The following is a 25409-nucleotide window of genomic DNA, read 5'->3' as shown; positions in this document are numbered from 1 at the left end:
AACGCAGTGTACTGCACCGTTTGCCGATTGTCCTTGCGCAATCGGCGGGAAAAATATTCAGGTGACCGGTTTCACAAATATAAAAAATGAACAATTCACTCTCTTGCTTATTTTTTGACAACTATTCATGATTTTGTGAAACCGGTTTCTTAATTCCGTTTCAGCATCGGCATTTTTCCGTCACGTCGACTGATAACAACTACATCTACCCTACTGATAACAGGATAAAATCCGATGGCCAAAAATTATGCGGCGCTGGCACGCTCGGTGATAGCGGCACTGGGCGGCGTTGATAACATCTCGGCGGTCACGCACTGTATGACGCGTTTGCGCTTTGTTATCAAAGATGACCAGCTTATCGACAGCCCGACGTTAAAAACCATCCCCGGCGTGCTCGGCGTGGTACGTAGTGACAACCAGTGTCAGGTGATTATCGGCAATACCGTTTCACAAGCCTTTCAGGAAGTCGTCAGCCTGCTGCCGGGAGATATGCAGCCCGCCCTGCCCGTGGGTAAACCCAAACTCACGCTGCGTCGCATTGGTGCGGGGATCCTCGATGCGCTGATCGGCACCATGTCACCGCTGATCCCGGCGATTATCGGCGGATCGATGGTCAAACTGCTGGCGATGATCCTCGAGATGAGCGGCGTGCTGACAAAAGGATCGCCGACCTTAACCATTCTGAATGTGATTGGTGACGGTGCTTTCTTCTTCCTGCCGCTAATGGTCGCGGCATCTGCCGCCATCAAATTTAAAACCAATATGTCGCTGGCGATTGCCATCGCGGGTGTGCTGGTACATCCGAGTTTTATTGAACTGATGGCGAAAGCGGCCCAAGGGGAACATGTCGAATTTGCCCTGATCCCGGTCACCGCGGTGAAATACAGCTACACGGTGATCCCGGCGCTGGTGATGACCTGGTGCCTGTCATATATCGAACGCTGGGTGGATCGCATTACACCGGCGGTGACCAAAAACTTCCTCAAGCCAATGCTGATTGTGTTGATTGCCGCACCGCTGGCAATCCTGCTGATTGGCCCGATTGGTATCTGGATCGGTAGCGCCATTTCGGCGCTGGTTTACACCATTCATGGTTATCTGGGCTGGCTTTCAGTCGCCATTATGGGCGCGCTGTGGCCTCTGCTGGTAATGACCGGGATGCACCGCGTCTTTACGCCAACCATCATTCAGACCATTGCCGAAACCGGCAAAGAAGGGATGGTCATGCCGTCAGAGATCGGCGCTAACCTGTCGCTGGGCGGTTCATCACTGGCGGTGGCGTGGAAAACGAAAAACCCGGAACTGCGCCAGACGGCTCTGGCTGCGGCGGCATCAGCCATTATGGCGGGGATTTCCGAACCGGCGTTATACGGCGTGGCTCTTCGCCTGAAACGTCCGCTTATCGCCAGTCTTATCAGCGGTTTTATTTGCGGCGCGGTTGCCGGTATGGCGGGGCTTGCCAGCCACTCAATGGCAGCGCCGGGGTTATTTACCAGCGTGCAGTTCTTCGATCCGGCGAATCCAATGAGCATCGTCTGGGTGTTCGCCGTCATGGCGCTGGCGGTCGTGCTGTCGTTTATCCTCACACTGTTGCTCGGCTTTGAGGATATTCCTGTTGAGGAAGCGGCTGCCGAGGCGCGAAAGCATCAGAGCGCACAAACGACCGTCGCCAAAGAAGTAAGTCTTAATTGAGGATGAAAATGTCAGTATTTCCAGAAGGTTTTTTATGGGGCGGCGCGCTTGCCGCCAACCAGTCTGAAGGTGCGTACCGTGAAGGTGGCAAAGGGCTGACCACGGTCGATATGATCCCACATGGCGAGCATCGAATGGCGGTGAAACTGGGGCTGGAAAAACGTTTTCAGTTGCGCGATGACGAGTTTTATCCCAGCCATGAGGCGACGGATTTTTATCATCGTTATAAAGAAGATATCGCTCTGATGGCAGAGATGGGATTCAAGGTTTTCCGTACTTCGATTGCCTGGAGCCGCCTCTTTCCGCAGGGCGATGAACTGACGCCCAACCAGCAGGGCATTGCTTTTTATCGTTCGGTCTTTGAAGAGTGTAAAAAGTACGGCATCGAACCGCTGGTCACGTTGTGCCACTTCGATGTGCCGATGCATCTGGTCACCGAATATGGCTCCTGGCGTAACCGCAAGCTGGTGGAGTTTTTCAGCCGCTACGCCAGAACCTGCTTTGAAGCATTTGATGGTCTGGTGAAATACTGGCTTACCTTCAATGAAATCAACATTATGTTGCATAGCCCGTTCTCCGGCGCGGGTCTGGTGTTTGAAGAAGGGGAAAATCAGGATCAGGTGAAATATCAGGCTGCGCATCACCAGCTGGTTGCCAGTGCGCTAGCCACCAAAATCGCCCATGAGGTTAACCCGCAAAATCAGGTGGGCTGTATGCTGGCGGGCGGTAACTTCTACCCTTACAGTTGCAAGCCGGAAGATGTCTGGGCGGCGCTGGAGAAAGATCGGGAAAACCTGTTTTTTATCGATGTGCAGGCGCGGGGCGCGTATCCGGCTTACTCTGCCCGCGTATTCCGCGAAAAAGGGGTAACCATCGACAAAGCACCGGGCGATGATGAAATCCTGAAAAACACCGTCGATTTTGTCTCTTTCAGCTATTACGCCTCGCGCTGCGCCTCGGCGGAGATGAACGCCAATAACAGCAGTGCGGCGAACGTGGTGAAATCGCTGCGTAACCCGTATCTACAGGTAAGCGACTGGGGCTGGGGAATTGATCCGCTCGGTCTGCGCATCACCATGAACATGATGTACGACCGTTATCAGAAGCCGCTGTTTCTGGTGGAAAACGGCCTGGGCGCAAAAGATGAATTTGCTGCTAATGGTGAGATTAACGATGACTATCGCATCAGCTATTTACGCGAACATATCCGCGCAATGGGCGAAGCGATTGCAGACGGCATTCCTCTGATGGGCTACACCACCTGGGGCTGTATTGATTTGGTTTCCGCCTCAACGGGTGAAATGAGCAAACGCTACGGTTTTGTCTTTGTTGACCGTGACGACGCAGGAAACGGTACGCTGACGCGCACGCGTAAGAAATCGTTCTGGTGGTATAAAAAAGTGATTGCCAGTAACGGTGAAGATTTAGAGTAAGCAACAGTGCCGGATGCGGCGTGAACGCCTTATCCGGCTTACGTGTCGCACGAACCAGGAAGGCCCGATAAGCGCAGCGCATCGGGCAATCTGGCGTTTGCTATCAGTTCTGATTCCCTCATCAAGAACATCCCTGTCCTGATTCCTTACTGAAAAACTACTCTTCTTCCACCGCTAACTGCGCGAAACCGCCGTTCCCTTCCCAGCCTTCCAGACGTTGATAAACGGTTTCAACCGCATCTTTAATCGGCTGGGTCATCGGGTAGTAAAAGCCGACGATATCCGGCTGGATGCCGAGGAAAATCACTTCGCCAATGTCTTCTTTCAACTGGTCGATAAGATAGTTCAGAGGCATGTTATGGGTAGTCATCATAAACATCTCGGCGATATCATCCGGGTCGATGATGCGGATCTCGCCGGGGTTTAACCCCATATCCGTGGCGTCGACAATCAGTAACCGCGTAGGGCGCAGTTCACGGATGGCGACGATGTCGTTTTCCGGTGCGCTACCGCCGTCAATCACCACCCAGTTACCTTTCGGCGCGGCGGCGCACTTTTCCGTCAGCAGCGGACCTGCGCCATCATCGCCCATCATGCTATTGCCAACACAGAGTAAAACGTCAGTCACGCAATCTCCTCACCATCAAATAGATGGCGTTTTCCTGATGAATATCATGCAGCATACTTAACAGCATTGTACTCCATTCCTGCTGCTGCGAAGTTTGCGCTGCCCGGGCTTTATCGAATGCATTGGCCAGCATCGGCACATGGTTAATGTCGATGACGATCTCACCGTACTTCGGCACGCCCTCCATTTTGCGGCGGGCTTCGCTGCCCGCCTCCAGAGTGGCAATCCATGCCAGATATTCATCCCACGGGCAGGTGAGCGCCGCTTCCAGGCAATCGATAACCCCAAGGTGGTGACCAATCGCCAGGCTGTAATAGACTACCTGCTGCGCCTCGGCGGGCGTGGCATCGTTCTCATCAATAAATTTACGGCTCAGTTGACTGAACACCACCTTTTCACTCATCGGATACGCGCCTCTTCTACAACATGATTCAGATGGCTGACAATCTCGTTCAGACGCGGATCGTTTTCCGCTTCCAGCCAGCGTGCAACCTGCTCTTCACCCTGCCCTAACTGTGTCAGGAAATCATCGGCAATCTGACGACCGTAGCGGTAACCCGCCAGGCGGCGTGCTTCGCGATCCACTTTCACGCGCAGCGGCTGCACCATATCGCCATGCAGGATCTCCGCCGGTTGTTCATCCTGCTCACCCGGCCCACGGGCGTGAATTTTCTGCTCCAGCAGGCCGAGCGCCATTGCAAAGCCGTACAGCGTGGCGGCTGGCGTTGGCGGGCAGCCAGGGATGTAGACATCTACCGGAACGATTTTATCCGTACCGCCCCACACGCAGTAGAGATCGTGGAAGATCCCGCCGCTGTTACCGCAGGCACCGTAGGAGATACAGATTTTCGGGTCCGGCGCGGACTGCCACGCACGCAGCGCAGGGGATCGCATTGCACGGGTGACCGCGCCGGTAAACAGTAAAATATCCGCATGACGCGGTGAAGGAACGACTTTAATGCCGAAGCGTTCTGCATCAAACAGCGGCGAAAGCGTGGCGAAAATTTCGATTTCGCAGCCGTTGCAGCCGCCGCAGTCCACGCGGTAAACATAGGCAGAACGTTTGATTTTTTTCAGTAACGACGCCTTCATGCTGGCGATGGATTCATCCACCGTCATCGGGACCGGAATGCCGTTGGCGTCACGGGGGCCTAATAAATTGCTCATCAGATGGCCTCTTTCATATGGCGAGTCAGTTCAATACGGTCGGACGGCACCAGGCATTTCTGGCGCTTACATTCCGGGCAAGTCTCAAAGCTTTCGCGGTGGTTTTCCGCGCGGCTGTCGCCGTTGTGCTTAAGCAGCGCAATGGCGTAGTCGATCTCATTCTGGACAGCGAAAGGACGATTGCAGACGCGGCAGTTGCACAGCGCAAAGCGGGACTGTTGCAGGAAATCTTCTTTCTTCCACACCGCCAGTTCGTACTCTTGCGACAGTTTGATCGCCGCCGTCGGGCAGACTTCTTCGCAGCGTCCACAGAAGATGCAGCGGCCAAGATTGAACTCCCAGGCCAGCTCACCGGTGGCGAGGTCAGTTTCAACCGTTAAGGCGTTTGACGGGCAGGCATTGACGCAGGCCGCGCAGCCGATGCACTGCTGCGGGTTCTGCTCTGGCTTACCACGGAAGTTTTTATCAACCGCAATCGGCTCCAGCGGATAAGACGAGGTCGCCGTGCCGGTTTTGATGACTTTTTTGATAAAGGTAAACATGGCGATTCCTTATTTCAGCGGCGAGTTTTTACGCTCAATGCTGTAGCGCTCGAGTTCTTTGTACGGCACCACTTTGCTCTTCTTCTTACGCACATCGACCACGGTCATGCGGTCGGTACAGGAGTAGCAAGGGTCCAGGCTACCGATAATCAGCGGCGCATCGGAAACAGTGTTGCCGCGCAGCATGTAACGCAGGGTCGGCCAGTTCGCGTAGGTCGCGGCACGGCAGCGCCAGCGGTACAGCTTCTGGTTGTCGCCGGTCATGCTCCAGTGGATATCGTCGCCGCGCGGCGCTTCGGCAAAGCCCAGCGCGAAACGGTGCGGAATGTAGGTAAAGCCTTCCACCATCAGCGGACCGCCCGGCAGGTTATCCAGACCGTAGTCGATCATGTTCAGCGCGGTATAGACTTCGTTGATACGCACTTTCAGACGGGAAATCACGTCGCAGCCCTGCTCGCTGTGGACTTCCATTGGCAGCAGGCCATAACCAACAAACGGGTGATCGGCACGGGTATCACGGGCGTGACCGCTGGCACGGACCATCGGGCCAACGTTACTGAAGTCGCGAGCGATTTCCGGGTCCAGACGACCAATGCCGACGGTGCGTTGTTCCATGTTCGGTGTGCTCAGCAGCACATCCACCAGCTCCTGCACTTCACGACGCATTTGTTGCGCCAGCTGGCGGGTCTGGATCATGTCGTCTTTCAGCAGATCGCGACGAATCCCGCCGATCAGGTTCAGGCCGTAGGTTTTACGCGCACCGGTAAGGATCTCTGCCATTTTCATGGAGGTTTCACGCACGCGGAAGAACTGCATAAAGCCGGAGTCGAAGCCGGTAAAGTGACAGGCGAGGCCGAGGTTGAGCAGATGCGAGTGCAGGCGCTCCACCTCCAGCAGAATGGCGCGGATCATCTGCGCGCGTTCTGGCACCTGAATACCCATCGCGTTTTCCACCGACGTGGTGTAGGCGGTGCTGTGGGCAAAGCCGCAGATCCCGCACACACGGTCAGAGAGGAACGTCACTTCGTTGTAACCCATGCGGGTTTCCGCCAGTTTTTCCATGCCGCGATGGACGTAGAACAGGCGGTAGTCGGCGTCGATAATGTTTTCGCCATCGACGAACAGACGGAAGTGGCCCGGTTCGTCAGAAGTGACGTGCAGCGGACCAATCGGCACGACGTTGTTTTTCTTGTCGCCCAGTTCGTTGATGAACTCGTAGGTTTCAGCATCGGTGGTCGGCGCCGGACGCTGACGATAATCCATGCTGTCTTTACGCAGCGGATAAAGTTCATCCGGCCAGTCATCTGGCAGCACCAGACGACGTTCATCCGGTAAACCAACCGGAATCAAACCGTACATATCGCGCACTTCGCGCTCGCCCCACACCGCCGCCGGAACGCGCGGCGTCACGGACGGATACTCCGGTTTGTTGGCGTCAACTTCGACGCGAACCGTGATCCAGCACTTAGTCCCCTTCTCCATCGACAGCACGTAGTAAACGGCGTAATGACCGTTCAGTTTGCGTTCGTCGTTACCAAACAGCACCGACAGCCAGCCGCCCTGTTTGTAGTAGAGGAACTCCACCACTTCCGGCAGATAGTTCACCTTCACGGTGACAGTCAGCTGATCTTTGGTCTGCCAGGCGTGGTCCAGCACGACGCCCGGAAATGCCTCATTCAGCGCGGCGAGATAATGTTGACCTAATTTTTCTTCAGACATGCTCAAACTCTCTTTAATCACGCCGCCAGCAAGGAGACGAACGCTAAAAATGCAAAGCCAAACCCAGCCCAGGTAATGCGCGGAGTAATATCAAGACGCAGACGGGCCATGCTGTTTTCGAACAGCGCGATAACCAGGACGCCGACCACCAGTTTGACGATGGCAATCACCAGCGCCAGCAGCAGCCCACCGACGGTAAAGGTTTCCATTTGTCCCCACGGAATAAACACCCCGACGAACATCTGCAACACCACCAGCTGTTTCAGGCTGATACCCCATTTCATGACGCCAAAGCCGCTGCCGCTATACTCAGAGAGCGGACCTTCCTGCAACTCCTGCTCGGCTTCCGCCAGGTCGAACGGCAGTTTGCCCATTTCGATAAAAGTGGCGAACGCACAGGCACAAAGCGCCAGCACCAGCGGAATGCTTTGGCTCAGCGGCCAGTGATAAACGGTGTCGGTGATGTTGCTGATGTTGGTGGAACCGGCAACCTGTGCGGCAACCCACAGACCAAGCAGCAGCATCGGTTCGACCAGCACGCCAAGCATCGCTTCACGACTCGCGCCGATAGCGGTAAACGGGCTACCGGTATCCAGACCGGAAATGGCAAAGAAGAAACGCGCGATGGCAAAGAGATACAGTAAAGTGATCAAATCGCCCAGTTGCGGCAGCGGAGAACCGACGGTCACCACCGGCAGCGCAGTAGCGATAGTCAGCATGACGCCCACCATCACATACGGCGTCAGGCGGAACACCCAGCCGGAGGCATCCGGGCCAACGCTCTGACGCCCCAGCAGTTTGATAATGTCGCGATACTCCTGCAACACGCCCGGCCCGCGACGGTTATGTAAGCGGGCGCGCGCCACGCGGGTTATACCGGAGAGCAGCGGCGCAACGGCAAATAACACCAGCGCCTGAATTAACGGATATAAAACACTCATTCTCAGGCTCCTCGTGAAACAATAATCACCACCAGTACCGCCAGTTCAACCAGCGCCATCCGGCGGAACAGCAACGCACTGCCTTCGCACTGCCAGCCCGGCACCAGCGACACCGGATTCAGCCATTTGCGCAGTTTCAGCACTGGCGCAAACGCCTGTTTAACCGGCATGGCAAAACCGTGAGCGGTAATCACCATTGATTTTTCGTGGTCGTAGCCGCACACCCAGGCCGCACCGCGGGAACGTGACGGCAAACGGTCGCCTTTGCAAATCGCCATAATGATGAATGGCAGCAGCGGGCAGGCAATCAGCAGCAACGTGATCATTGGTTGAGAAACGGTGGTGTTAGCAGGCTCCAGCGGCAGAGGTACAGCAGCAGACAGCATCGGCAGCAGCCACGGCGCAGCAACACCGCCAATTACGCAGCAAATCGCCAGTGCCACTACGCTTACGCTCATCAGGAGCGGCGCACAGGTGGCGTTTTCGGCCTCTTTGGTACGCGGCGCGCCGAGGAAAGTAACGCCATAAACTTTCGCCATACACATCACCGCCAGCGCACCGGTAATTGCCAGACCCACAGCGAGCAGCGGCCCCAGCAGACGGGCAACAAACGCGCCACTATTGCTCAATTTGAAGAAGGATTGATAGATAACCCATTCCCCGGCAAAACCGTTCAGCGGCGGCAGCGCAGCCATTGCCATCAGCCCGACTAACATGGCGATGGAGATAACCGGCATTTTCTTGCCAATACCACCGAGTTTTTCGATATCGCGATGACCGGTACGGAACCAGACGCTCCCCGCCCCGAGGAACAGTACGCTTTTGAACAGGCTATGGTTAAGCAGATGATACAGACCACCGACCAGGCCAAGAGCAATCAGCGCCGGTTGTTCGAGCGCGATACCCGTTACGCCAGCGCCCAGCCCCAGCAGGATAATGCCGATATTCTCCAGGGTGTGGTAAGCCAGCAGACGTTGGATATTGTGTTCCATCAACGCATACAGACCGCCGACGAACGCGGTGATCATGCCGAGCACCAGCAGCGCGATCCCCCACCACAGCGGCGCGTTACCACCCAGCAGCGACAGGGTTAAAATGCCCAGCAGGCCAATTTTCATAACGACCGTGGAAAACAGCGCCGCAGCTGGCGCAGAGGCGTTAGCATGTGCCTGTGGCACCCAGCCGTGCAGCGGGATAATCCCGGCCAGCAGGCCAAAGCCAATCACGCCGAGCAGCCAGATATCGGAACCGAGCGGCAGTTGCTGCACGCGCATATCCAGCAGGCGCAGATCCAGCGTGCCGTAACGCTGCCACAGTAGCCAGCAAGCAATCGCCAGCAGCAGAGTGCCAAGACGTCCCAGCGCAAACCACAGTTTGCCCTCTTTGCTGTTGCTGGTGAGGAACACCGCGCACAGGGCCATGATTTCGGCCATTACCACGAACATGCCGATGTTACTGGCGATGACGGCGCAGACGGCGGCAGCCATCAACATATTGATCTGCAAGCCGTTGCACTTCACCTGTGCGTGGCGATGCCAGTCAATGTTGTAGAGGCTGACAAACAGGCCGCACAGGCCGAGCGTAATCAGCCAAATCGCATTAAGCGGAGAGATTTGCACATCGTAGCTTACCAGCGACAGCGCACCGCTCACGCCGACCGCGCCAGTCAGCACAGTGAAGCCCGCTGCTGCCGTGTACAGGCTACCGACTGCGCCACCAATTCCGGCAATCCAGCCGCTTAGTGCCTTATGAAAAGAAAAGAGAAATGCCAGAACAGCGGCGGCGGCAAACCACGCCACGCCGCTATTGATCAGGGAAATTGCGCTCATTTAGCCTCTCCACTTTGAGCCTGCTGAAACAAGGTGAGATCGCCAAAGTCCGTGTTAAAGGTCAGCTCACGCTTACGTTTGCTAACGCGGGCGATATCGGTGTTATCCACCAGATGCAGGGCTTTAGTCGGGCACATCCGCACGCAGGCCGGACCTTGTTCATCAAAACTGCAAAGGTCACATTTGACGGCGATCGCGCGAATACCCGGCACCCAGTCAAGCAATGTGCTGACACGCGCCGGAGCAGGCGGTGCCGGTGGCGCTTTCGGGGTATTGGCATTTGCAGGAATATCCAGCGGACGGCTGCCGGAAAATTCGATTGCGCCGAACGGACAGGCGATGCCGCACAGTTTGCAGCTTACGCACAGGCTTTCATTCAGCTGCACGGCCCCATCAACACGAGTGATAGCATTAACCGGGCAGACCACCGCACAGGGCGCATCTTCACAGTGGTGACAGAGCTGCGGCGCAGATTCTTTTTCATTTAGCATCACTCTCAGGCGCGGCATAGACTGAAGGCCGTGCTGGCGATGCGTCTCTGAACAGGCGGCCTCACAGGTGTGGCAGCCGATACAGAGCGTGGAGTCAGCAATTACAAAACGATTCACCGGGCATTCCTCAGGTGATTGTCATTTTTGACGAAAACATGCCGATGAAATGTCATTTTCGACACTCATCGACACGCCCATCCCCAAACAGGCATGATGCCTGCAAACCGGACAAAGCCTCAGCTCATGCTGCTGAGCTTTGTCCCTTTACCAGTTGGCTTAAATTCACCGGCGTGTTGTTCTCAATGGCGGTGTATAAGTTGTCGTAAACACCAGCGATTTTTTCGAGATAGTGTTCCAGAACCTGTTCGCGATTGCGGATGTTGACCTTGCCATCAATCATGCCGTCAATGCTTAACTGAGCCTGTGCAATCAGCTGCTTGTCTTCGCCGTCTTTCGTTTCGACGTAGTACTCGATGGTGTGGCTGTTAAAACCATCCGCCAGGGTGACGTAGATGCGAAAATGTTCAAAAAGTACGAAACAGAGTTCTTTATCTGGCGCGCAACTCATGGCGTGGTGCAGACGCGCTTTTGATAACGTGATCCCCTGAACCAGCGAATTGCAGTAGATATGCCACTGGTCCTGTAGGCGACGATGCCGCTGTGCGATGTAATCGGCTTTCTCGCTTATTTCCCAAATAGTCATTGTCAGGTTACCCGTTTAACAGAGATGCCAGCCTTAAGCATTTTTTGTGCCAATTTTTATCTCATTGTTATTTATATACTTTTAATAAGGCAGCCGACTTTCGACGCCATGACGACGTGTCATTTCGACATCATCGACATTGTTCACATCAGGGATAATCAACACTGGCATAATTATTGCTTATCACGGGCAACAGTTAATGGGAGGCGATATGCACGAAATAACCCTCTGCCAGCGGGCACTGGAATTGATCGAACAGCAGGCCATACAGCACGGCGCAAAACGCGTAACTGCGGTCTGGCTCAAAATTGGCGCATTTTCTTGTGTCGAAACCAGCTCTCTTGCCTTTTGTTTTGATCTGGTTTGCCGCGGCAGCGTGGCAGAAGGTTGTAAACTGCACCTCGAAGAACAAGAGGCCGAGTGCTGGTGTGAAACATGCCAGCAGTATGTAACGCTACTGACCCAGCGCGTCCGCCGCTGTCCACAGTGTCATGGCGACATGCTGCGCATTGTGGCAGACGACGGTTTACAGATTCGGCGGATAGAAATAGACCAGGAGTGAGCGATGTGTACAACATGCGGTTGCGGTGAAGGCAACCTGTATATCGAGGGTGATGAACATAACCCTCATTCCGCGTTTCGTAGCGCGCCATTTGCCCCGGCGGCACGGCCGAAGATGAAAATCACCGGCATTAAAGCGCCTGAATTTATCCCGAGCCAGACCGAAGAAGGCGACCTGCATTATGGTCACGGCGAAGCTGGCACTCATGCGCCGGGCATGAGCCAGCGTCGAATGCTGGAAGTCGAAATTGATGTGCTGGACAAAAACAACCGTCTGGCTGAACGCAACCGCGCGCGCTTTGCTGCCCGCAATCAGTTGGTACTCAACCTGGTTTCCAGCCCTGGTTCCGGTAAAACCACCCTGCTGACGGAAACTTTAATGCGCCTGAAAGATAGCGTTCCGTGTGCGGTGATTGAAGGCGACCAGCAAACCGTGAACGATGCCGCCCGCATTCGCGCTACCGGCACACCAGCTATTCAGGTGAATACCGGTAAAGGCTGCCATCTCGATGCCCAGATGATCGCTGATGCCTCACCGCGCCTGCCACTGGCCGATAACGGTATTCTGTTTATCGAAAACGTTGGCAACCTGGTATGCCCGGCCAGCTTCGATCTCGGTGAAAAACACAAAGTGGCGGTGCTTTCCGTTACCGAAGGTGAAGACAAACCGCTGAAATATCCGCATATGTTTGCCGCCGCCTCGCTGATGCTGCTCAACAAAGTTGACTTGCTGCCGTATCTCAATTTCGACGTTGAGAAGTGCATCGCCTGCGCCCGCGAAGTCAATCCAGAAATTGAAATCATCCTTATTTCCGCCACCAGCGGCGAAGGGATGGACCAGTGGCTGAACTGGCTGGAGGCACAGCGATGTGCATAGGCGTTCCTGGCCAGATTCGCACCATTGACGGCAACCTGGCGAAAGTCGACGTCTGCGGCATTCAGCGCGATGTCGATTTAACGCTAGTCGGCAGCTGCGATGAAAACGGTCAGCCACGCGTGGGCCAGTGGGTACTGGTTCACGTTGGCTTTGCCATGAGCGTAATTAATGAAGCCGAAGCGCGCGACACCCTCGACGCCTTACAAAATATGTTTGATGTTGAGCCGGATGTCGGTGCGCTGTTGTATGGCGAGGAAAAATAATGCGTTTTGTTGATGAATACCGCGCGCCGGAACAGGTGATGCAGTTAATTGAGCATCTGCGCGAACGTGCTTCACATCTTTCATACACCGCCGAACGCCCTCTGCGGATTATGGAAGTGTGCGGCGGTCATACCCACGCCATCTTTAAATTCGGCCTCGACCAGTTACTGCCGGAAAACGTTGAGTTTATCCACGGACCTGGTTGTCCGGTGTGCGTTCTGCCGATGGGCAGAATCGACACCTGCGTGGAGATTGCCAGCCATCCGGAAGTCATCTTCTGTACCTTTGGCGACGCCATGCGCGTACCGGGGAAACAGGGGTCGTTGTTGCAGGCAAAAGCACGCGGTGCTGATGTGCGCATCGTCTACTCGCCAATGGATGCGTTGAAACTGGCGCAGGAGAACCCAACTCGTAAAGTGGTGTTTTTCGGCTTAGGGTTTGAAACCACCATGCCGACCACCGCAATCACGCTGCAACAGGCAAAAGCCCGCAATGTGCAGAATTTTTACTTCTTCTGCCAGCACATTACGCTGATCCCCACGCTGCGCAGTTTGCTGGAACAGCCGGACAATGGCATCGACGCGTTCCTCGCGCCGGGCCACGTCAGTATGGTAATTGGCACCGACGCCTATAATTTTATCGCCAGCGATTTTCATCGTCCTCTGGTGGTCGCTGGTTTCGAACCTCTTGATCTACTGCAAGGCGTGGTGATGCTGGTAGAGCAGAAAATAGCGGCCCACAGCAAGGTAGAGAATCAGTACCGGCGAGTGGTGCCAGATGCGGGTAATTTGCTGGCACAACAGGCGATTGCTGACGTCTTCTGCGTCAATGGCGACAGCGAATGGCGCGGCTTAGGCGTGATTGAATCTTCTGGTGTGCACCTGACGCCGGATTATCAACGATTCGATGCCGAAGCACATTTCCGCCCAGCACCGCAGCAGGTTTGCGATGACCCGCGCGCACGTTGTGGTGAAGTATTGACCGGCAAATGTAAGCCGCATCAATGCCCGCTGTTTGGTAACACCTGTAATCCTCAAACCGCGTTCGGCGCACTTATGGTTTCCTCCGAAGGAGCATGTGCCGCATGGTATCAGTATCGTCAGCAGGAGAGTGAAGTGTGAATAATATCCAACTCGCCCACGGCAGCGGCGGCCAGGCGATGCAGCAATTAATCAACAGCCTGTTTATGGAGGCGTTTGCTAATCCGTGGCTGGCAGAACAGGAAGATCAGGCTCGTCTTGACCTGGCGCAATTAATGGCAGAAGGCGATCGTCTGGCCTTCTCCACTGATAGCTACGTCATCGACCCGCTGTTCTTCCCTGGCGGTAATATCGGCAAGCTGGCGATTTGCGGCACGGCCAATGACGTTGCGGTCAGCGGCGCTATCCCACGTTATCTTTCCTGTGGATTTATCCTCGAAGAAGGATTGCCGATGGAGACGCTGAAAGCGGTAGTGACCAGCATGGCAGAAACCGCCCGCGCGGCAGGAATCGCCATCGTCACTGGCGACACTAAAGTGGTACAGCGTGGGGCGGCAGATAAACTGTTTATCAACACCGCAGGCATGGGTGCGATCCCGGCGAATATTCACTGGGGAGCACAAACTCTCACCGCAGGCGATGTTCTGCTGGTTAGCGGTACGCTCGGCGACCACGGAGCAACTATCCTTAACCTGCGCGAGCAGCTGGGGCTGGACGGCGAACTGGTTAGCGACTGCGCGGTACTGACGCCACTGATTCAGACGCTGCGCGACATTCCCGGCGTGAAAGCGCTGCGCGATGCTACCCGTGGTGGAGTGAACGCGGTAGTTCATGAGTTCGCAGCAGCCTGCGGTTGCGGTATTGAACTTTCAGAAGCAGCGCTGCCGGTTAAACCTGCCGTGCGTGGCGTTTGCGAATTGCTGGGCCTGGATGCCCTCAACTTTGCCAACGAAGGTAAGCTGGTGATTGCTGTAGAGCGTAACGCGGCAGAGCAAGTGCTGGCGGCGCTGCGTTCCCACCCACTGGGACAAGATGCGGCATTAATTGGCGAAGTGGTTGAGCGTAAAGGTGTTCGTCTCGCTGGGCTTTATGGCGTGAAACGAACTCTCGATCTACCACACGCCGAACCGCTACCTCGTATATGCTAATAAAAATCTAGCCCCTGGAATTTGTCATTTACCTTTTGCACCGCTTAGCGGTGCTTTCCTGGAAGAACAACATGTCGTATACACCGATGAGTGATCTCGGGCAACAAGGGTTGTTCGACATCACTCGGACACTATTGCAGCAGCCCGATCTGGCCTCGCTGTGTGAGGCTCTTTCGCAACTGGTAAAGCGTTCTGCGCTCGCCGACAACGCAGCTATTGTGTTGTGGCAAGCGCAGACTCAACGTGCGACTTATTACGCGTCGCGTGACAAAGACAATCCCATTAAATACGAAGACGAAACCATTCTGGCACATGGTCCGGTGCGCAGCATTTTATCGCGCCCTGACACACTGCACTGCAGCTACGAAGAATTTTGTGACACCTGGCCGCAACTGGCTACGAGTGGGCTATACCCCAAATTTGGTCACTATTGCCTGATGCCGCAGGCCGCGGAAGGACATATTTTTGGCGGTTGTGAATTTATTCGTTATGACGATCGCCCGTGGAGCGAAAAAGAGTTCAATCGACTGCAAACATTTACGCAGATTGTTTCTGTTGTCAGCGAGCAAATTCAGAGCCGCGTCATCAACAATGTCGACTACGAACTGCTATGCCGGGAACGGGATAACTTCCGCATCCTGGTTGCCATCACCAACGCGGTACTTTCTCGCCTGGACATGGACGAGCTGGTCAGCGAAGTGGCTAAAGAAATCCACTACTACTTCGATATCGACGATATCAGCATCGTTTTACGCAGCCACCGCAAAAACAAACTCAACGTTTACTCTACTCACTATCTCGATAAACAGCATCCCACTCACGAACAGAGTGAAGTTGATGAGGCCGGAACCCTCACCGAGCGCGTATTTAAAAGCAAAGAGATGCTGCTGCTTAATCTCCACGAGCGAGACAATTTAGCCCCCTACGAACGCATGTTGTTCGACACCTGGGGCAACCAGATCCAGACGCTGTGCCTGCTACCGTTGATGTCTGGCAACACCATGCTGGGCGTGCTGAAACTGGCGCAGTGCGAAGAGAAAACCTTTACCACCACTAACCTGAGTTTGCTGCGCCAGATTGCTGAACGTGTGGCAATTGCCGTGGATAACGCCCTCGCCTATCAGGAAATCCACCGTCTGAAAGAGCGCCTGGTTGATGAAAACCTTGCTCTGACTGAACAGCTCAATAATGTGGATAGCGAATTTGGCGAGATTATTGGTCGCAGCGAAGCCATGTATAGCGTGCTCAAGCAGGTTGAGATGGTAGCGCAAAGCGACAGTACCGTACTCATTCTCGGTGAAACGGGGACGGGTAAGGAACTGATTGCCCGCGCGATCCACAATCTTAGCAACCGCAATGGTCGGCGAATGGTGAAGATGAACTGCGCCGCCATGCCTGCCGGATTACTGGAAAGTGACCTGTTTGGTCATGAGCGTGGTGCCTTTACTGGTGCCAGCGCTCAGCGCATTGGTCGTTTTGAACTGGCGGATAAAAGCTCGCTGTTCCTCGATGAAGTGGGCGATATGCCGCTGGAGTTACAGCCGAAGTTGCTGCGCGTATTGCAGGAACAGGAGTTTGAACGCCTCGGCAGCAACAAAATCATTCAGACGGACGTGCGTTTAATCGCCGCGACTAACCGCGATCTGAAAAAAATGGTCGCCGACCGCGAGTTCCGTAGCGATCTCTACTACCGCCTGAACGTCTTCCCGATTCATCTGCCGCCGCTGCGCGAGCGCCCGGAAGATATTCCGCTGCTGGCTAAAGCCTTTACATTTAAAATTGCCCGCCGCCTGGGTCGTAATATTGACAGCATTCCTGCCGAGACTCTGCGCGCATTGAGCAATATGGAATGGCCAGGTAACGTGCGCGAACTGGAAAACGTCATTGAGCGCGCGGTGTTGCTGACTCGCGGTAACGTTCTACAACTCTCTTTACCCGATATCCCTCTGTCAGAACCTGAAACACCACCGGCCGCGACGGTCGTCGCCCAGGAAGGCGAAGATGAATATCAACTGATTGTCCGCGTATTAAAAGAGACTAATGGCGTGGTTGCCGGGCCAAAAGGCGCTGCACAACGTCTGGGATTAAAACGCACCACTCTGCTGTCACGGATGAAGCGGCTGGGGATAGATAAAGCGGCATTGGTTTAACAGATGTGGTTATACTCGATCAACATTCAATGAAAGGAGGCAGTATGGCAGTTTCAGCAAGAAATCAATTAACCGGAACGGTTAGCGCAGTCGCAATGGGCGCGGTGAATGATGAAGTAGAACTGACGCTGGCAGGTGGTGCAAAGCTGGTGGCAATTGTTACACACAGCAGCCAGCAAGCCCTGGGGCTGGCAAAAGGGAAAGAAGCGATTGCCCTGATTAAAGCCCCGTGGGTAACGCTGGCAACGGAAGACTGTGGACTGAAATTCTCCGCTCGCAACCAGTTTGCTGGCAGCGTTTCGAAAATCACCGAAGGCGCAGTGAATGCCACTGTCCATATCAAAACAGATGCGGGTTTTGAAGTTGTGGCAGTGGTAACCAATGAAAGCCAGGATGAAATGAAACTCACCACAGGATCGCGCGTTATTGCGTTGATCAAAGCATCAGCAATCCTGATTGCGACCAAAGCGTAAGCGCCGTATTTGCCGGAGAGAATAAATTCCTCCGGCAAATTTATTTCTTCCGGCGGAATTTTTCTGGCAACTCCGGCACCGGACGTTTGTCATCAATCAGATGACGCACGGTTAAAATCGGATGACGCCACAGCATTCTCGGCCCCGCCCACCGCATAATCTGCTTCATATCTTCACGCTTCGCAGGCTGGTAACAGTGCACCGGACACTGCTTACAGGCCGGTTTCTCTTCGCCAAACACACATTTATCCAGCCGCTTTTGCGCGTAAGCAAACAGCGCATCGTAATGCTCCGGCTCCGCTGACGCCTGCGGGCATTTCGCTTGATAAAGATCGATCATTTTTTTAATCGTCAGTTTTTCACGAGAGATACGCTTGCCGGACATGCTGCCTCCATACTCTTAAGGTGCATTTATATTACAACTTAATTCTAAAGGGGACTATGGCTCTGAAGGAGGAGGTTTCTTCAACCGATGTAATTTTGCGATCTTGTTTCATAGTCATCACGCAAAAGCTGCAAAGCAGCATTTTTCGCGGAACCGGCATCAAGAACTGACCTTTCGCGTCTTCCCCTGAAATGATTAACTCCGGTATCATGTGCGCCTTATGTGATTACAACGAAAATAAAAACCATCACACTACATTTAACATCAGGGAACCGGATCTAATTCCATGAGTGTAATAGAAAATTTCGACGCCCATACACCAATGATGCAGCAGTATCTCAAGCTGAAAGCCCAGCATCCGGAGATCCTGCTGTTTTACCGGATGGGTGACTTTTACGAGCTGTTTTATGACGACGCAAAACGGGCGTCGCAGCTGCTGGATATTTCGCTGACCAAACGCGGCGCGTCTGCGGGCGAGCCGATCCCAATGGCGGGTATTCCCTACCATGCAGTGGAAAACTATCTCGCCAAACTGGTGAATCAAGGTGAGTCGGTTGCGATTTGTGAACAAATCGGTGATCCGGCGACCAGCAAAGGTCCGGTTGAGCGCAAAGTTGTCCGTATCGTTACGCCAGGCACCATCAGCGATGAAGCCCTGTTGCAGGAGCGTCAGGATAACCTGCTGGCGGCTATCTGGCAGGACAGCAAAGGTTTCGGCTACGCGACGCTGGATATCAGCTCCGGTCGTTTTCGTCTGAGCGAACCGGCTGACCGCGAAACGATGGCGGCAGAGCTGCAACGCACCAATCCGGCGGAACTGCTGTATGCAGAAGATTTCGCCGAGATGTCGCTGATTGAAGGTCGTCGCGGCCTGCGTCGTCGCCCGCTGTGGGAGTTTGAAATCGACACCGCGCGCCAGCAGTTGAACCTGCAATTTGGCACTCGTGATCTGATTGGTTTCGGCGTCGAGAATGCGCCACGCGGGCTTTGTGCTGCCGGTTGCCTGTTGCAGTATGCGAAAGATACCCAACGCACGACCCTGCCGCATATTCGTTCTATCACCATGGAACGTGAGCAGGACAGCATCATTATGGATGCCGCGACGCGTCGTAACCTGGAAATCACCCAGAACCTGGCGGGCGGTGCGGAAAATACGCTGGCTTCTGTGCTCGACTGCACTGTAACGCCGATGGGTAGTCGTATGCTGAAACGCTGGCTGCATATGCCAGTACGCGACACCCGCGTGTTGCTTGAGCGCCAGCAAACTATTGGCGCATTGCAGGATTTTACCGCCGAGCTGCAGCCGGTACTGCGGCAGGTGGGCGATCTGGAGCGTATTCTGGCACGTCTGGCGTTGCGTACCGCTCGCCCGCGCGATCTCGCCCGTATGCGTCACGCTTTCCAACAACTGCCGGAACTGCGCGCGCAGTTAGAAACTGTCGATAGTGCACCGGTACAGGCGCTACGTGAAAAGATGGGCGAGTTTGCCGAGCTGCGCGATCTGCTGGAGCGGGCAATCATCGACACACCGCCAGTGCTGGTACGCGACGGTGGTGTTATCGCACCGGGCTATAACGAAGAGCTGGATGAGTGGCGGGCGCTGGCTGACGGCGCGACCGATTATCTGGAGCGTCTGGAAGTCCGCGAGCGTGAACGTACCGGCTTGGACACGCTAAAAGTCGGCTTTAACGCGGTTCATGGTTATTACATTCAGATCAGCCGTGGACAAAGCCATCTGGCACCAATCAACTATATGCGTCGCCAGACGCTGAAAAACGCTGAACGTTACATTATTCCAGAGCTGAAAGAGTACGAAGACAAAGTCCTCACTTCAAAAGGCAAAGCGCTGGCACTGGAAAAACAGCTTTATGAAGAGTTGTTCGACCTGCTGTTGCCGCATCTGGAAGCGCTGCAACAGAGCGCGAGCGCGCTGGCGGAACTCGACGTGCTGGTGAACCTGGCGGAACGGGCCTATACCCTGAACTACACCTGCCCGACCTTCATTGATAAACCTGGCATTCGCATTACCGAAGGCCGCCATCCGGTGGTTGAACAGGTACTGAATGAGCCGTTTATCGCTAACCCGCTGAACCTGTCGCCACAGCGTCGGATGTTGATTATTACCGGTCCGAACATGGGCGGTAAAAGTACCTATATGCGCCAGACCGCACTGATTGCGCTGATGGCCTATATCGGCAGCTATGTACCGGCACAAAAAGTCGAGATTGGCCCGATTGACCGTATCTTTACCCGTGTGGGCGCGGCGGACGATCTGGCATCCGGGCGTTCAACCTTTATGGTGGAGATGACCGAAACCGCTAATATTCTGCATAACGCCACCGAGTACAGTCTGGTGTTGATGGATGAGATCGGGCGCGGGACGTCCACTTACGATGGTCTGTCGCTGGCATGGGCGTGCGCGGAAAATCTGGCGAATAAGATTAAGGCATTGACGCTGTTTGCCACCCACTATTTCGAGCTGACCCAGCTACCGGAGAAAATGGAAGGCGTCGCCAACGTGCATCTCGATGCGCTGGAGCACGGCGACACCATTGCCTTTATGCACAGCGTGCAGGACGGCGCGGCGAGCAAAAGCTACGGCCTGGCGGTTGCTGCTCTGGCGGGCGTGCCGAAAGAGGTGATTAAGCGCGCACGGCAAAAACTGCGTGAGCTGGAAAGCATTTCGCCGAACGCCGCCGCGACGCAGGTGGATGGTACGCAGATGTCTTTGCTATCAGTACCAGAAGAAACTTCGCCTGCGGTCGAAGCTCTGGAAAATCTTGATCCGGATTCACTCACCCCGCGTCAGGCGTTAGAGTGGATTTATCGGTTGAAGAGTCTGGTGTAAAAATAATTCCCGATAGTCTTTTGCTATCGGGAATATTAACGACAACTGACGAATCAAATAAAAATACCCTGTATAATAGGAAAGCTTATTTTACAGGGTAAAACCATGCCATCTACACGCTATCAAAAAATCAATGCCCATCACTATCGCCATATATGGGCCGTTGGTGATATTCATGGGGATTATCAATTATTACAATCCCGTTTACATCAATTATCTTTTTGTCCCGAAACTGACTTGCTTATTTCCACAGGCGATAATATTGATCGTGGGCCGGAGAGTCTTAATGTGCTGCGCCTGTTAAACCAGCCCTGGTTTAACACCGTAAAAGGCAACCACGAAGCGATGGCGCTTGATGCGTTCGCTACTGGTGATGGTAATATGTGGTTAGCCAGCGGCGGTGACTGGTTTTTCGATTTAAATGATACGGAACAACAAGAGGCAATAAATCTGTTACTGAAATTCCATCAGCTCCCGCATATTATTGAAATCACTAACGACATAATAAAATATGTCATCGCACATGCAGATTATCCGGGGAATGAATATCTCTTTGGCAAAGAAATAGCGGAAAGCGAATTACTCTGGCCTGTTGAACGTGTGCAGAAATCGCTTAATGGCGAGTTAGAAGAAATAAACGACGCTGACTATTTTATATTTGGACATATGATGTTTGATAACATTCAGACGTTCGCTAACCAGATTTATATTGATACCGGATCGCCGAAAAGCGGACACCTGTCATTTTATAAAATAAAGTAGTCTCATGCTTCTTCTGTGAAGCATGAGTAACCCGGTGTTATTGCAGGCCATTATTCATTTTTCGCTACCAGCAAAGAGAGATCCTGCTTCGCCAGCGCGCGACTGGCACTCTCCGGCAGACCGTCGTCAGTAATGATCTGATCAAACTCGCTTAATGGTAACGCCAGCCATGTCGCCACCTGACCATATTTCGTCGCATCACAGACCAAAACTCGCTGGCGGCTGGCACTGGCAATCGCCCGTTTCACCGTGACTTTATCTTCTGCTGGCGTAGAGATCCCCCGCACACTCCATGACGATGCAGAAATAAAAGCCTGATCAATCATCAGGCTGCGCAGCATGGTCGCAGCGGCTTCCCCGACACAGGAACGGTTTTCCCGACACACTGCACCGCCAGTGTGAATAATTGTGCAATTACTGTTGTCGAGCAAGTAGTCCGCAATAACGAAGTCGTTAGTAACCACTGTGAGTGGCTCCATGTGAATCAGATGCTGTGCTATCGCTAACGTGGTCGTTCCCGCATCCAGATAGATACAACTTCCCGGCTGAACAAGACTTGCCGCCAGCTTGCCAATCGCCGCTTTTTGCGTCATTGCCAGCGCAGTTTTTACCTGATGAGAAGGTTCATGCGCCACGCGTCCCGGAGACTGAACGCCTCCGGACACCAGCACAACGGCGCCCTGCTGCTCCAGTTTTTGTAAATCCCGACGAATGGTCATATGTGACACATTCATTCTGTCCGTCAGTTCAGCAATACTGACAATGCCTTTTTCAGCTACCATCTCAAGGATGATTTGGCGACGCTCTACGGGTATCAACTTTTGCTCCTTCCTTTGTCCTGCGGACATTCTACGCTATTTGCCTGCGAAACATGCGCAGCGCAACTATCGCTTAGTTCACATAAAATAACACACATTGTTAATTTTTGTGAATCAGCTCACCATATCGTTATCTCCTGGCGCTTATATTCACAACATCAAACAAAATATCACTTAAATTAACAAGGAGAGCAGATGAAGACGGGATCTGAGTTTCATGTCGGAATCGTTGGTTTGGGATCAATGGGAATGGGAGCGGCGCTGTCATGTGTCCGCGCAGGTCTTTCTACCTGGGGCGCAGACCTGAACAGCAATGCCTGCGCTACGTTGAAAGAGGCTGGTGCTTGCGGGGTTTCTGATAACGCCGCGACGTTTGCCGAAAAACTGGACGCTCTTCTGGTGCTGGTGGTCAATGCGGCCCAGGTTAAACAGGTGCTGTTTGGTGAAAAAGGTGTTGCACAACATCTGAAACCCGGTACGGCAGTAATGGTTTCTTCCACTATCGCCAGTGCTGATGCGCAAGAAATTGCTACCGCTTTAGCTGGGTTCAATCTGGAAATGCTGGATGCGCCGGTTTCTGGTGGTGCGGTAAAAGCTGCTAACGGTGAAATGACCGTCATGGCCTCCGGTAGCGATGTTGCCTTTGAACGCCTGGCTCCCGTGCTGGAAGCCGTTGCCGGAAAAGTTTATCGCATTGGCGCAGAACCGGGACTAGGTTCGACCGTAAAAATTATCCACCAGCTGTTAGCGGGCGTGCATATTGCGGCCGGAGCCGAAGCGATGGCGCTTGCTGCCCGTGCGGGAATCCCACTGGATGTCATGTATGACGTCGTGACCAATGCCGCCGGAAATTCCTGGATGTTCGAAAACCGGATGCGTCATGTGGTGGATGGCGATTACACCCCGCATTCAGCCGTCGATATTTTTGTTAAGGATCTTGGTCTGGTTGCCGATACCGCCAAAGCCCTGCACTTCCCGCTGCCATTGGCCTCAACAGCATTGAATATGTTCACCAGCGCCAGCAACGCGGGTTACGGGAAAGAAGACGATAGCGCAGTCATCAAGATTTTCTCTGGCATCACCCTACCGGGAGCGAAATCATGATCAAAATTGGCGTTATCGCCGATGATTTTACCGGCGCAACGGATATCGCCAGTTTTCTGGTGGAAAACGGTCTACCAACGGTACAAATCAACGGTGTTCCAACAGGTGAAATGCCGGAGGCAATCGACGCGCTGGTAATCAGTCTGAAAACGCGCTCCTGCCCGGTGGCTGAAGCCACACAGCAATCGCTGGCGGCTCTTCGCTGGTTGCAACTACACGGTTGCCGCCAGATTTATTTCAAATACTGCTCCACTTTCGACAGTACGGCGAAAGGTAATATCGGCCCGGTTACCGATGCATTAATGGATGCTCTCGACACGCCGTTTACGGTCTTCTCTCCGGCTCTGCCGGTCAACGGACGTACGGTTTATCAGGGGTATCTGTTCGTAATGAATCAACTGCTGGCCGAATCCGGGATGCGCCATCACCCGGTAAATCCCATGACCGACAGCTATCTTCCCCGTCTGGTTGAAGCGCAATCCACAGGGCGCTGCGGCGTCGTTTCGGCGCATGTTTTCGAACAAGGTGTGGAAGCCGTTCGTCAAGAGCTGGCTCGCTTACAGCAAGAGGGCTATCGCTACGCGGTGCTTGATGCGCTGACCGAACGCCATTTGGAAATTCAGGGAGAAGCTTTACGCGATGCCGCACTGGTAACGGGCGGTTCTGGCCTGGCGATTGGCCTCGCCCGGCAGTGGGCGCAAGGAAACGGTAGCCAGGCGCGCGAAGCAGGGCGCCCGCTCGCAGGGCGCGGCGTAGTGCTCTCCGGTTCATGCTCACAAATGACTAACCGCCAGGTGGCACATTACCGTCAAATTGCACCAGCTCATGAAGTTGATGTGGCACGTTGTCTCTCAACAGAAACTCTGGCTGCTTATGCACACGAACTGGCGGAATGGGTTCTGAGCCAGGAAAGTGAACTTGCTCCTCTGGTTTTTGCCACCGCCAGCACTGACGCACTGGCAGCAATTCAACAGCAATACGGTGCACAAAAAGCCAGTCAGGCAGTGGAGGCTCTGTTTTCTCAACTAGCGACGCGGTTAGCAGCGGAAGGCGTGACACGTTTTATTGTCGCAGGCGGTGAGACCTCCGGCGTAGTAACACAGAGCCTGGGCATAAAAGGGTTTCATATTGGCCCAACCATTTCCCCCGGCGTGCCGTGGGTAAACGCACTGGATAAGCCTGTCTCACTCGCCCTTAAATCCGGCAACTTCGGCGATGAGGTCTTTTTTTCACGAGCCCAAAGAGAGTTTTTACCATGAGCGATTTCGCAAAAGCAGAGCAGTCTTTGCGAGAGGAGATGACGCGGATTGCCAGTTCATTCTTTCAGCGCGGCTATGCCACCGGTTCGGCTGGCAATCTGTCTCTGCTTTTACCTGACGGGAATTTACTGGCGACGCCAACAGGCTCTTGCCTGGGCAATCTCGATCCGCAGCGACTTTCCAAAGTTACCGCTGATGGTGAATGGCTAAGTGGTGACAAACCCTCGAAAGAAGTGCTCTTTCATCTGGCGCTGTATCGCAACAATCCGCGCTGTAAAGCGGTGGTGCATTTGCACAGCACATGGTCGACGGCGCTTTCCTGCCTGCAAGGGCTGGACAGCAGCAACGTTATTCGTCCGTTCACACCATACGTGGTGATGCGGATGGGAAATGTCCCGCTGGTGCCCTATTACCGCCCGGGCGATAAACGCATCGCGCAGGATCTGGCGGAACTAGCAGCAGATAATCAGGCTTTTTTACTGGCAAATCATGGCCCAGTGGTTTGCGGTGAAAGCCTGCAAGAAGCCGCCAACAATATGGAAGAACTGGAGGAAACGGCAAAGCTGATTTTTATTCTCGGTGACCGCCCGATCCGTTATCTGACCGCAGGTGAAATTGCGGAATTAAGGAGTTAAT

The 25409-nt window shown here is 54.0% G+C and carries 25 protein-coding genes; 14 read left to right on the top strand and 11 right to left on the bottom strand.

What is annotated here, in order from left to right; genetic code table 11:
• The first annotated feature begins 234 nt into the window (after positions 1-234).
• Entirely contained in the window at positions 235-1692 is a 1458-nt protein-coding gene (gene ascF, locus D9736_RS08610) for a PTS cellobiose/arbutin/salicin transporter subunit IIBC (RefSeq protein WP_130258121.1), read from the top strand.
• 8 nt (positions 1693-1700) lie between these two features.
• The gene (gene ascB / locus D9736_RS08605; RefSeq protein ID WP_130258120.1) at positions 1701-3125 is read left to right on the top strand and encodes a 6-phospho-beta-glucosidase AscB; all 1425 of its coding nucleotides are present in this window, start codon (positions 1701-1703) and stop codon (positions 3123-3125) included.
• Between the two features lie 157 nt (positions 3126-3282).
• Here the strand turns inward: ascB and hycI are convergent, their stop codons facing one another.
• The 9 genes from hycI to hycA form a co-directional block, all read right to left on the bottom strand.
• On the bottom strand, positions 3283-3753 hold the full coding sequence (gene hycI, locus D9736_RS08600; protein ID WP_130258119.1) for a hydrogenase maturation peptidase HycI: 471 nt from the start codon (positions 3751-3753) through the stop codon (positions 3283-3285).
• Positions 3746-4156, bottom strand: coding sequence for a formate hydrogenlyase assembly protein HycH (hycH, locus tag D9736_RS08595; RefSeq protein ID WP_001291921.1), 411 nt, complete (start codon positions 4154-4156; stop codon positions 3746-3748). Before hycH ends, hycI begins: the two co-directional genes overlap by 8 nt.
• Positions 4153-4920, bottom strand: a complete 768-nt coding sequence (gene hycG / locus D9736_RS08590) for a formate hydrogenlyase subunit HycG (protein WP_000067399.1) — start codon at positions 4918-4920, stop codon at positions 4153-4155. Before hycG ends, hycH begins: the two co-directional genes overlap by 4 nt.
• Complete coding sequence (gene hycF, locus D9736_RS08585; RefSeq protein WP_130258118.1) at positions 4920-5462, bottom strand: formate hydrogenlyase subunit HycF; 543 nt, start codon at positions 5460-5462, stop codon at positions 4920-4922. Before hycF ends, hycG begins: the two co-directional genes overlap by 1 nt.
• A 9-nt stretch (positions 5463-5471) precedes the next feature.
• Entirely contained in the window at positions 5472-7181 is a 1710-nt protein-coding gene (hycE, locus tag D9736_RS08580) for a formate hydrogenlyase subunit HycE (protein ID WP_001288122.1), read from the bottom strand.
• A gap of 17 nt (positions 7182-7198) precedes the next feature.
• The gene (gene hycD, locus D9736_RS08575; protein WP_000115226.1) at positions 7199-8122 is read right to left on the bottom strand and encodes a formate hydrogenlyase subunit HycD; all 924 of its coding nucleotides are present in this window, start codon (positions 8120-8122) and stop codon (positions 7199-7201) included.
• Positions 8123-8124: 2 nt separating this feature from the next.
• Positions 8125-9951, bottom strand: coding sequence for a formate hydrogenlyase subunit 3 (gene hycC, locus D9736_RS08570; RefSeq protein WP_130258117.1), 1827 nt, complete (start codon positions 9949-9951; stop codon positions 8125-8127).
• The gene (hycB, locus tag D9736_RS08565; protein WP_001079186.1) at positions 9948-10559 is read right to left on the bottom strand and encodes a formate hydrogenlyase subunit HycB; all 612 of its coding nucleotides are present in this window, start codon (positions 10557-10559) and stop codon (positions 9948-9950) included. Before hycB ends, hycC begins: the two co-directional genes overlap by 4 nt.
• A gap of 124 nt (positions 10560-10683) precedes the next feature.
• On the bottom strand, positions 10684-11145 hold the full coding sequence (gene hycA, locus D9736_RS08560; RefSeq protein WP_130207632.1) for a formate hydrogenlyase regulator HycA: 462 nt from the start codon (positions 11143-11145) through the stop codon (positions 10684-10686).
• Positions 11146-11356: 211 nt separating this feature from the next.
• On the opposite strand from hycA, the gene hypA reads away from it, so the two are divergent.
• From hypA to D9736_RS08525, 7 genes are all read left to right on the top strand, one after another.
• On the top strand, positions 11357-11707 hold the full coding sequence (gene hypA / locus D9736_RS08555; RefSeq protein ID WP_130207634.1) for a hydrogenase maturation nickel metallochaperone HypA: 351 nt from the start codon (positions 11357-11359) through the stop codon (positions 11705-11707).
• 3 nt (positions 11708-11710) lie between these two features.
• Complete coding sequence (gene hypB, locus D9736_RS08550; RefSeq protein WP_130258116.1) at positions 11711-12583, top strand: hydrogenase nickel incorporation protein HypB; 873 nt, start codon at positions 11711-11713, stop codon at positions 12581-12583.
• On the top strand, positions 12574-12846 hold the full coding sequence (gene hypC, locus D9736_RS08545) for a hydrogenase 3 maturation protein HypC (protein WP_000334874.1): 273 nt from the start codon (positions 12574-12576) through the stop codon (positions 12844-12846). Before hypB ends, hypC begins: the two co-directional genes overlap by 10 nt.
• Complete coding sequence (hypD, locus tag D9736_RS08540) at positions 12846-13967, top strand: hydrogenase formation protein HypD (protein WP_130214459.1); 1122 nt, start codon at positions 12846-12848, stop codon at positions 13965-13967. The genes hypC and hypD overlap by 1 nt, the downstream gene beginning before the upstream one ends.
• Positions 13964-14974, top strand: coding sequence for a hydrogenase maturation carbamoyl dehydratase HypE (gene hypE / locus D9736_RS08535; protein ID WP_130207638.1), 1011 nt, complete (start codon positions 13964-13966; stop codon positions 14972-14974). Before hypD ends, hypE begins: the two co-directional genes overlap by 4 nt.
• A 71-nt stretch (positions 14975-15045) precedes the next feature.
• Positions 15046-17124 carry a formate hydrogenlyase transcriptional activator FlhA gene (gene flhA, locus D9736_RS08530; RefSeq protein WP_130207640.1) on the top strand — a complete coding sequence of 693 codons (2079 nt, stop codon included), beginning with the start codon at positions 15046-15048 and terminating at the stop codon, positions 17122-17124.
• A 44-nt stretch (positions 17125-17168) separates the two neighbouring features.
• Positions 17169-17597, top strand: a complete 429-nt coding sequence (locus D9736_RS08525; RefSeq protein WP_130207642.1) for a TOBE domain-containing protein — start codon at positions 17169-17171, stop codon at positions 17595-17597.
• Positions 17598-17637: 40 nt separating this feature from the next.
• On the opposite strand, the gene D9736_RS08520 is transcribed toward D9736_RS08525, so the two are convergent.
• Positions 17638-17982, bottom strand: coding sequence for a nitrous oxide-stimulated promoter family protein (locus D9736_RS08520; protein WP_130258115.1), 345 nt, complete (start codon positions 17980-17982; stop codon positions 17638-17640).
• Between the two features lie 286 nt (positions 17983-18268).
• Here D9736_RS08520 and mutS point away from each other — a divergent pair, with 286 nt between their 5' ends.
• Both mutS and pphB read left to right on the top strand, forming a co-directional pair.
• The gene (mutS, locus tag D9736_RS08510; protein WP_130221540.1) at positions 18269-20830 is read left to right on the top strand and encodes a DNA mismatch repair protein MutS; all 2562 of its coding nucleotides are present in this window, start codon (positions 18269-18271) and stop codon (positions 20828-20830) included.
• Positions 20831-20935: 105 nt separating this feature from the next.
• Positions 20936-21592: a protein-serine/threonine phosphatase gene (pphB, locus tag D9736_RS08505; RefSeq protein ID WP_130258114.1), complete on the top strand. Its 657-nt coding sequence runs from the start codon at positions 20936-20938 to the stop codon at positions 21590-21592.
• Between the two features lie 50 nt (positions 21593-21642).
• On the opposite strand, the gene ygbI is transcribed toward pphB, so the two are convergent.
• Entirely contained in the window at positions 21643-22410 is a 768-nt protein-coding gene (ygbI, locus tag D9736_RS08500) for a DNA-binding transcriptional repressor YgbI (RefSeq protein WP_130214467.1), read from the bottom strand.
• 195 nt (positions 22411-22605) lie between these two features.
• Here ygbI and ltnD point away from each other — a divergent pair, with 195 nt between their 5' ends.
• The 3 genes from ltnD to D9736_RS08485 are packed head-to-tail and all read left to right on the top strand — an operon-like array spanning position 22606 to position 25408.
• Entirely contained in the window at positions 22606-23514 is a 909-nt protein-coding gene (gene ltnD / locus D9736_RS08495) for an L-threonate dehydrogenase (RefSeq protein WP_130214469.1), read from the top strand.
• The gene (gene otnK / locus D9736_RS08490; protein ID WP_130258113.1) at positions 23511-24773 is read left to right on the top strand and encodes a 3-oxo-tetronate kinase; all 1263 of its coding nucleotides are present in this window, start codon (positions 23511-23513) and stop codon (positions 24771-24773) included. The genes ltnD and otnK overlap by 4 nt, the downstream gene beginning before the upstream one ends.
• Positions 24770-25408, top strand: a complete 639-nt coding sequence (locus D9736_RS08485; RefSeq protein ID WP_130214473.1) for an aldolase — start codon at positions 24770-24772, stop codon at positions 25406-25408. The genes otnK and D9736_RS08485 overlap by 4 nt, the downstream gene beginning before the upstream one ends.
• Position 25409 lies beyond the last annotated feature (1 nt).

The sequence above is a fragment of the Escherichia sp. E10V10 genome, from assembly GCF_004211985.1.
In the GTDB taxonomy this organism is placed as follows: domain Bacteria; phylum Pseudomonadota; class Gammaproteobacteria; order Enterobacterales; family Enterobacteriaceae; genus Escherichia.
The sequence above is the reverse complement of the archived record's forward strand: the minus strand, read 5'-3'. Positions and strand labels throughout refer to the sequence as shown.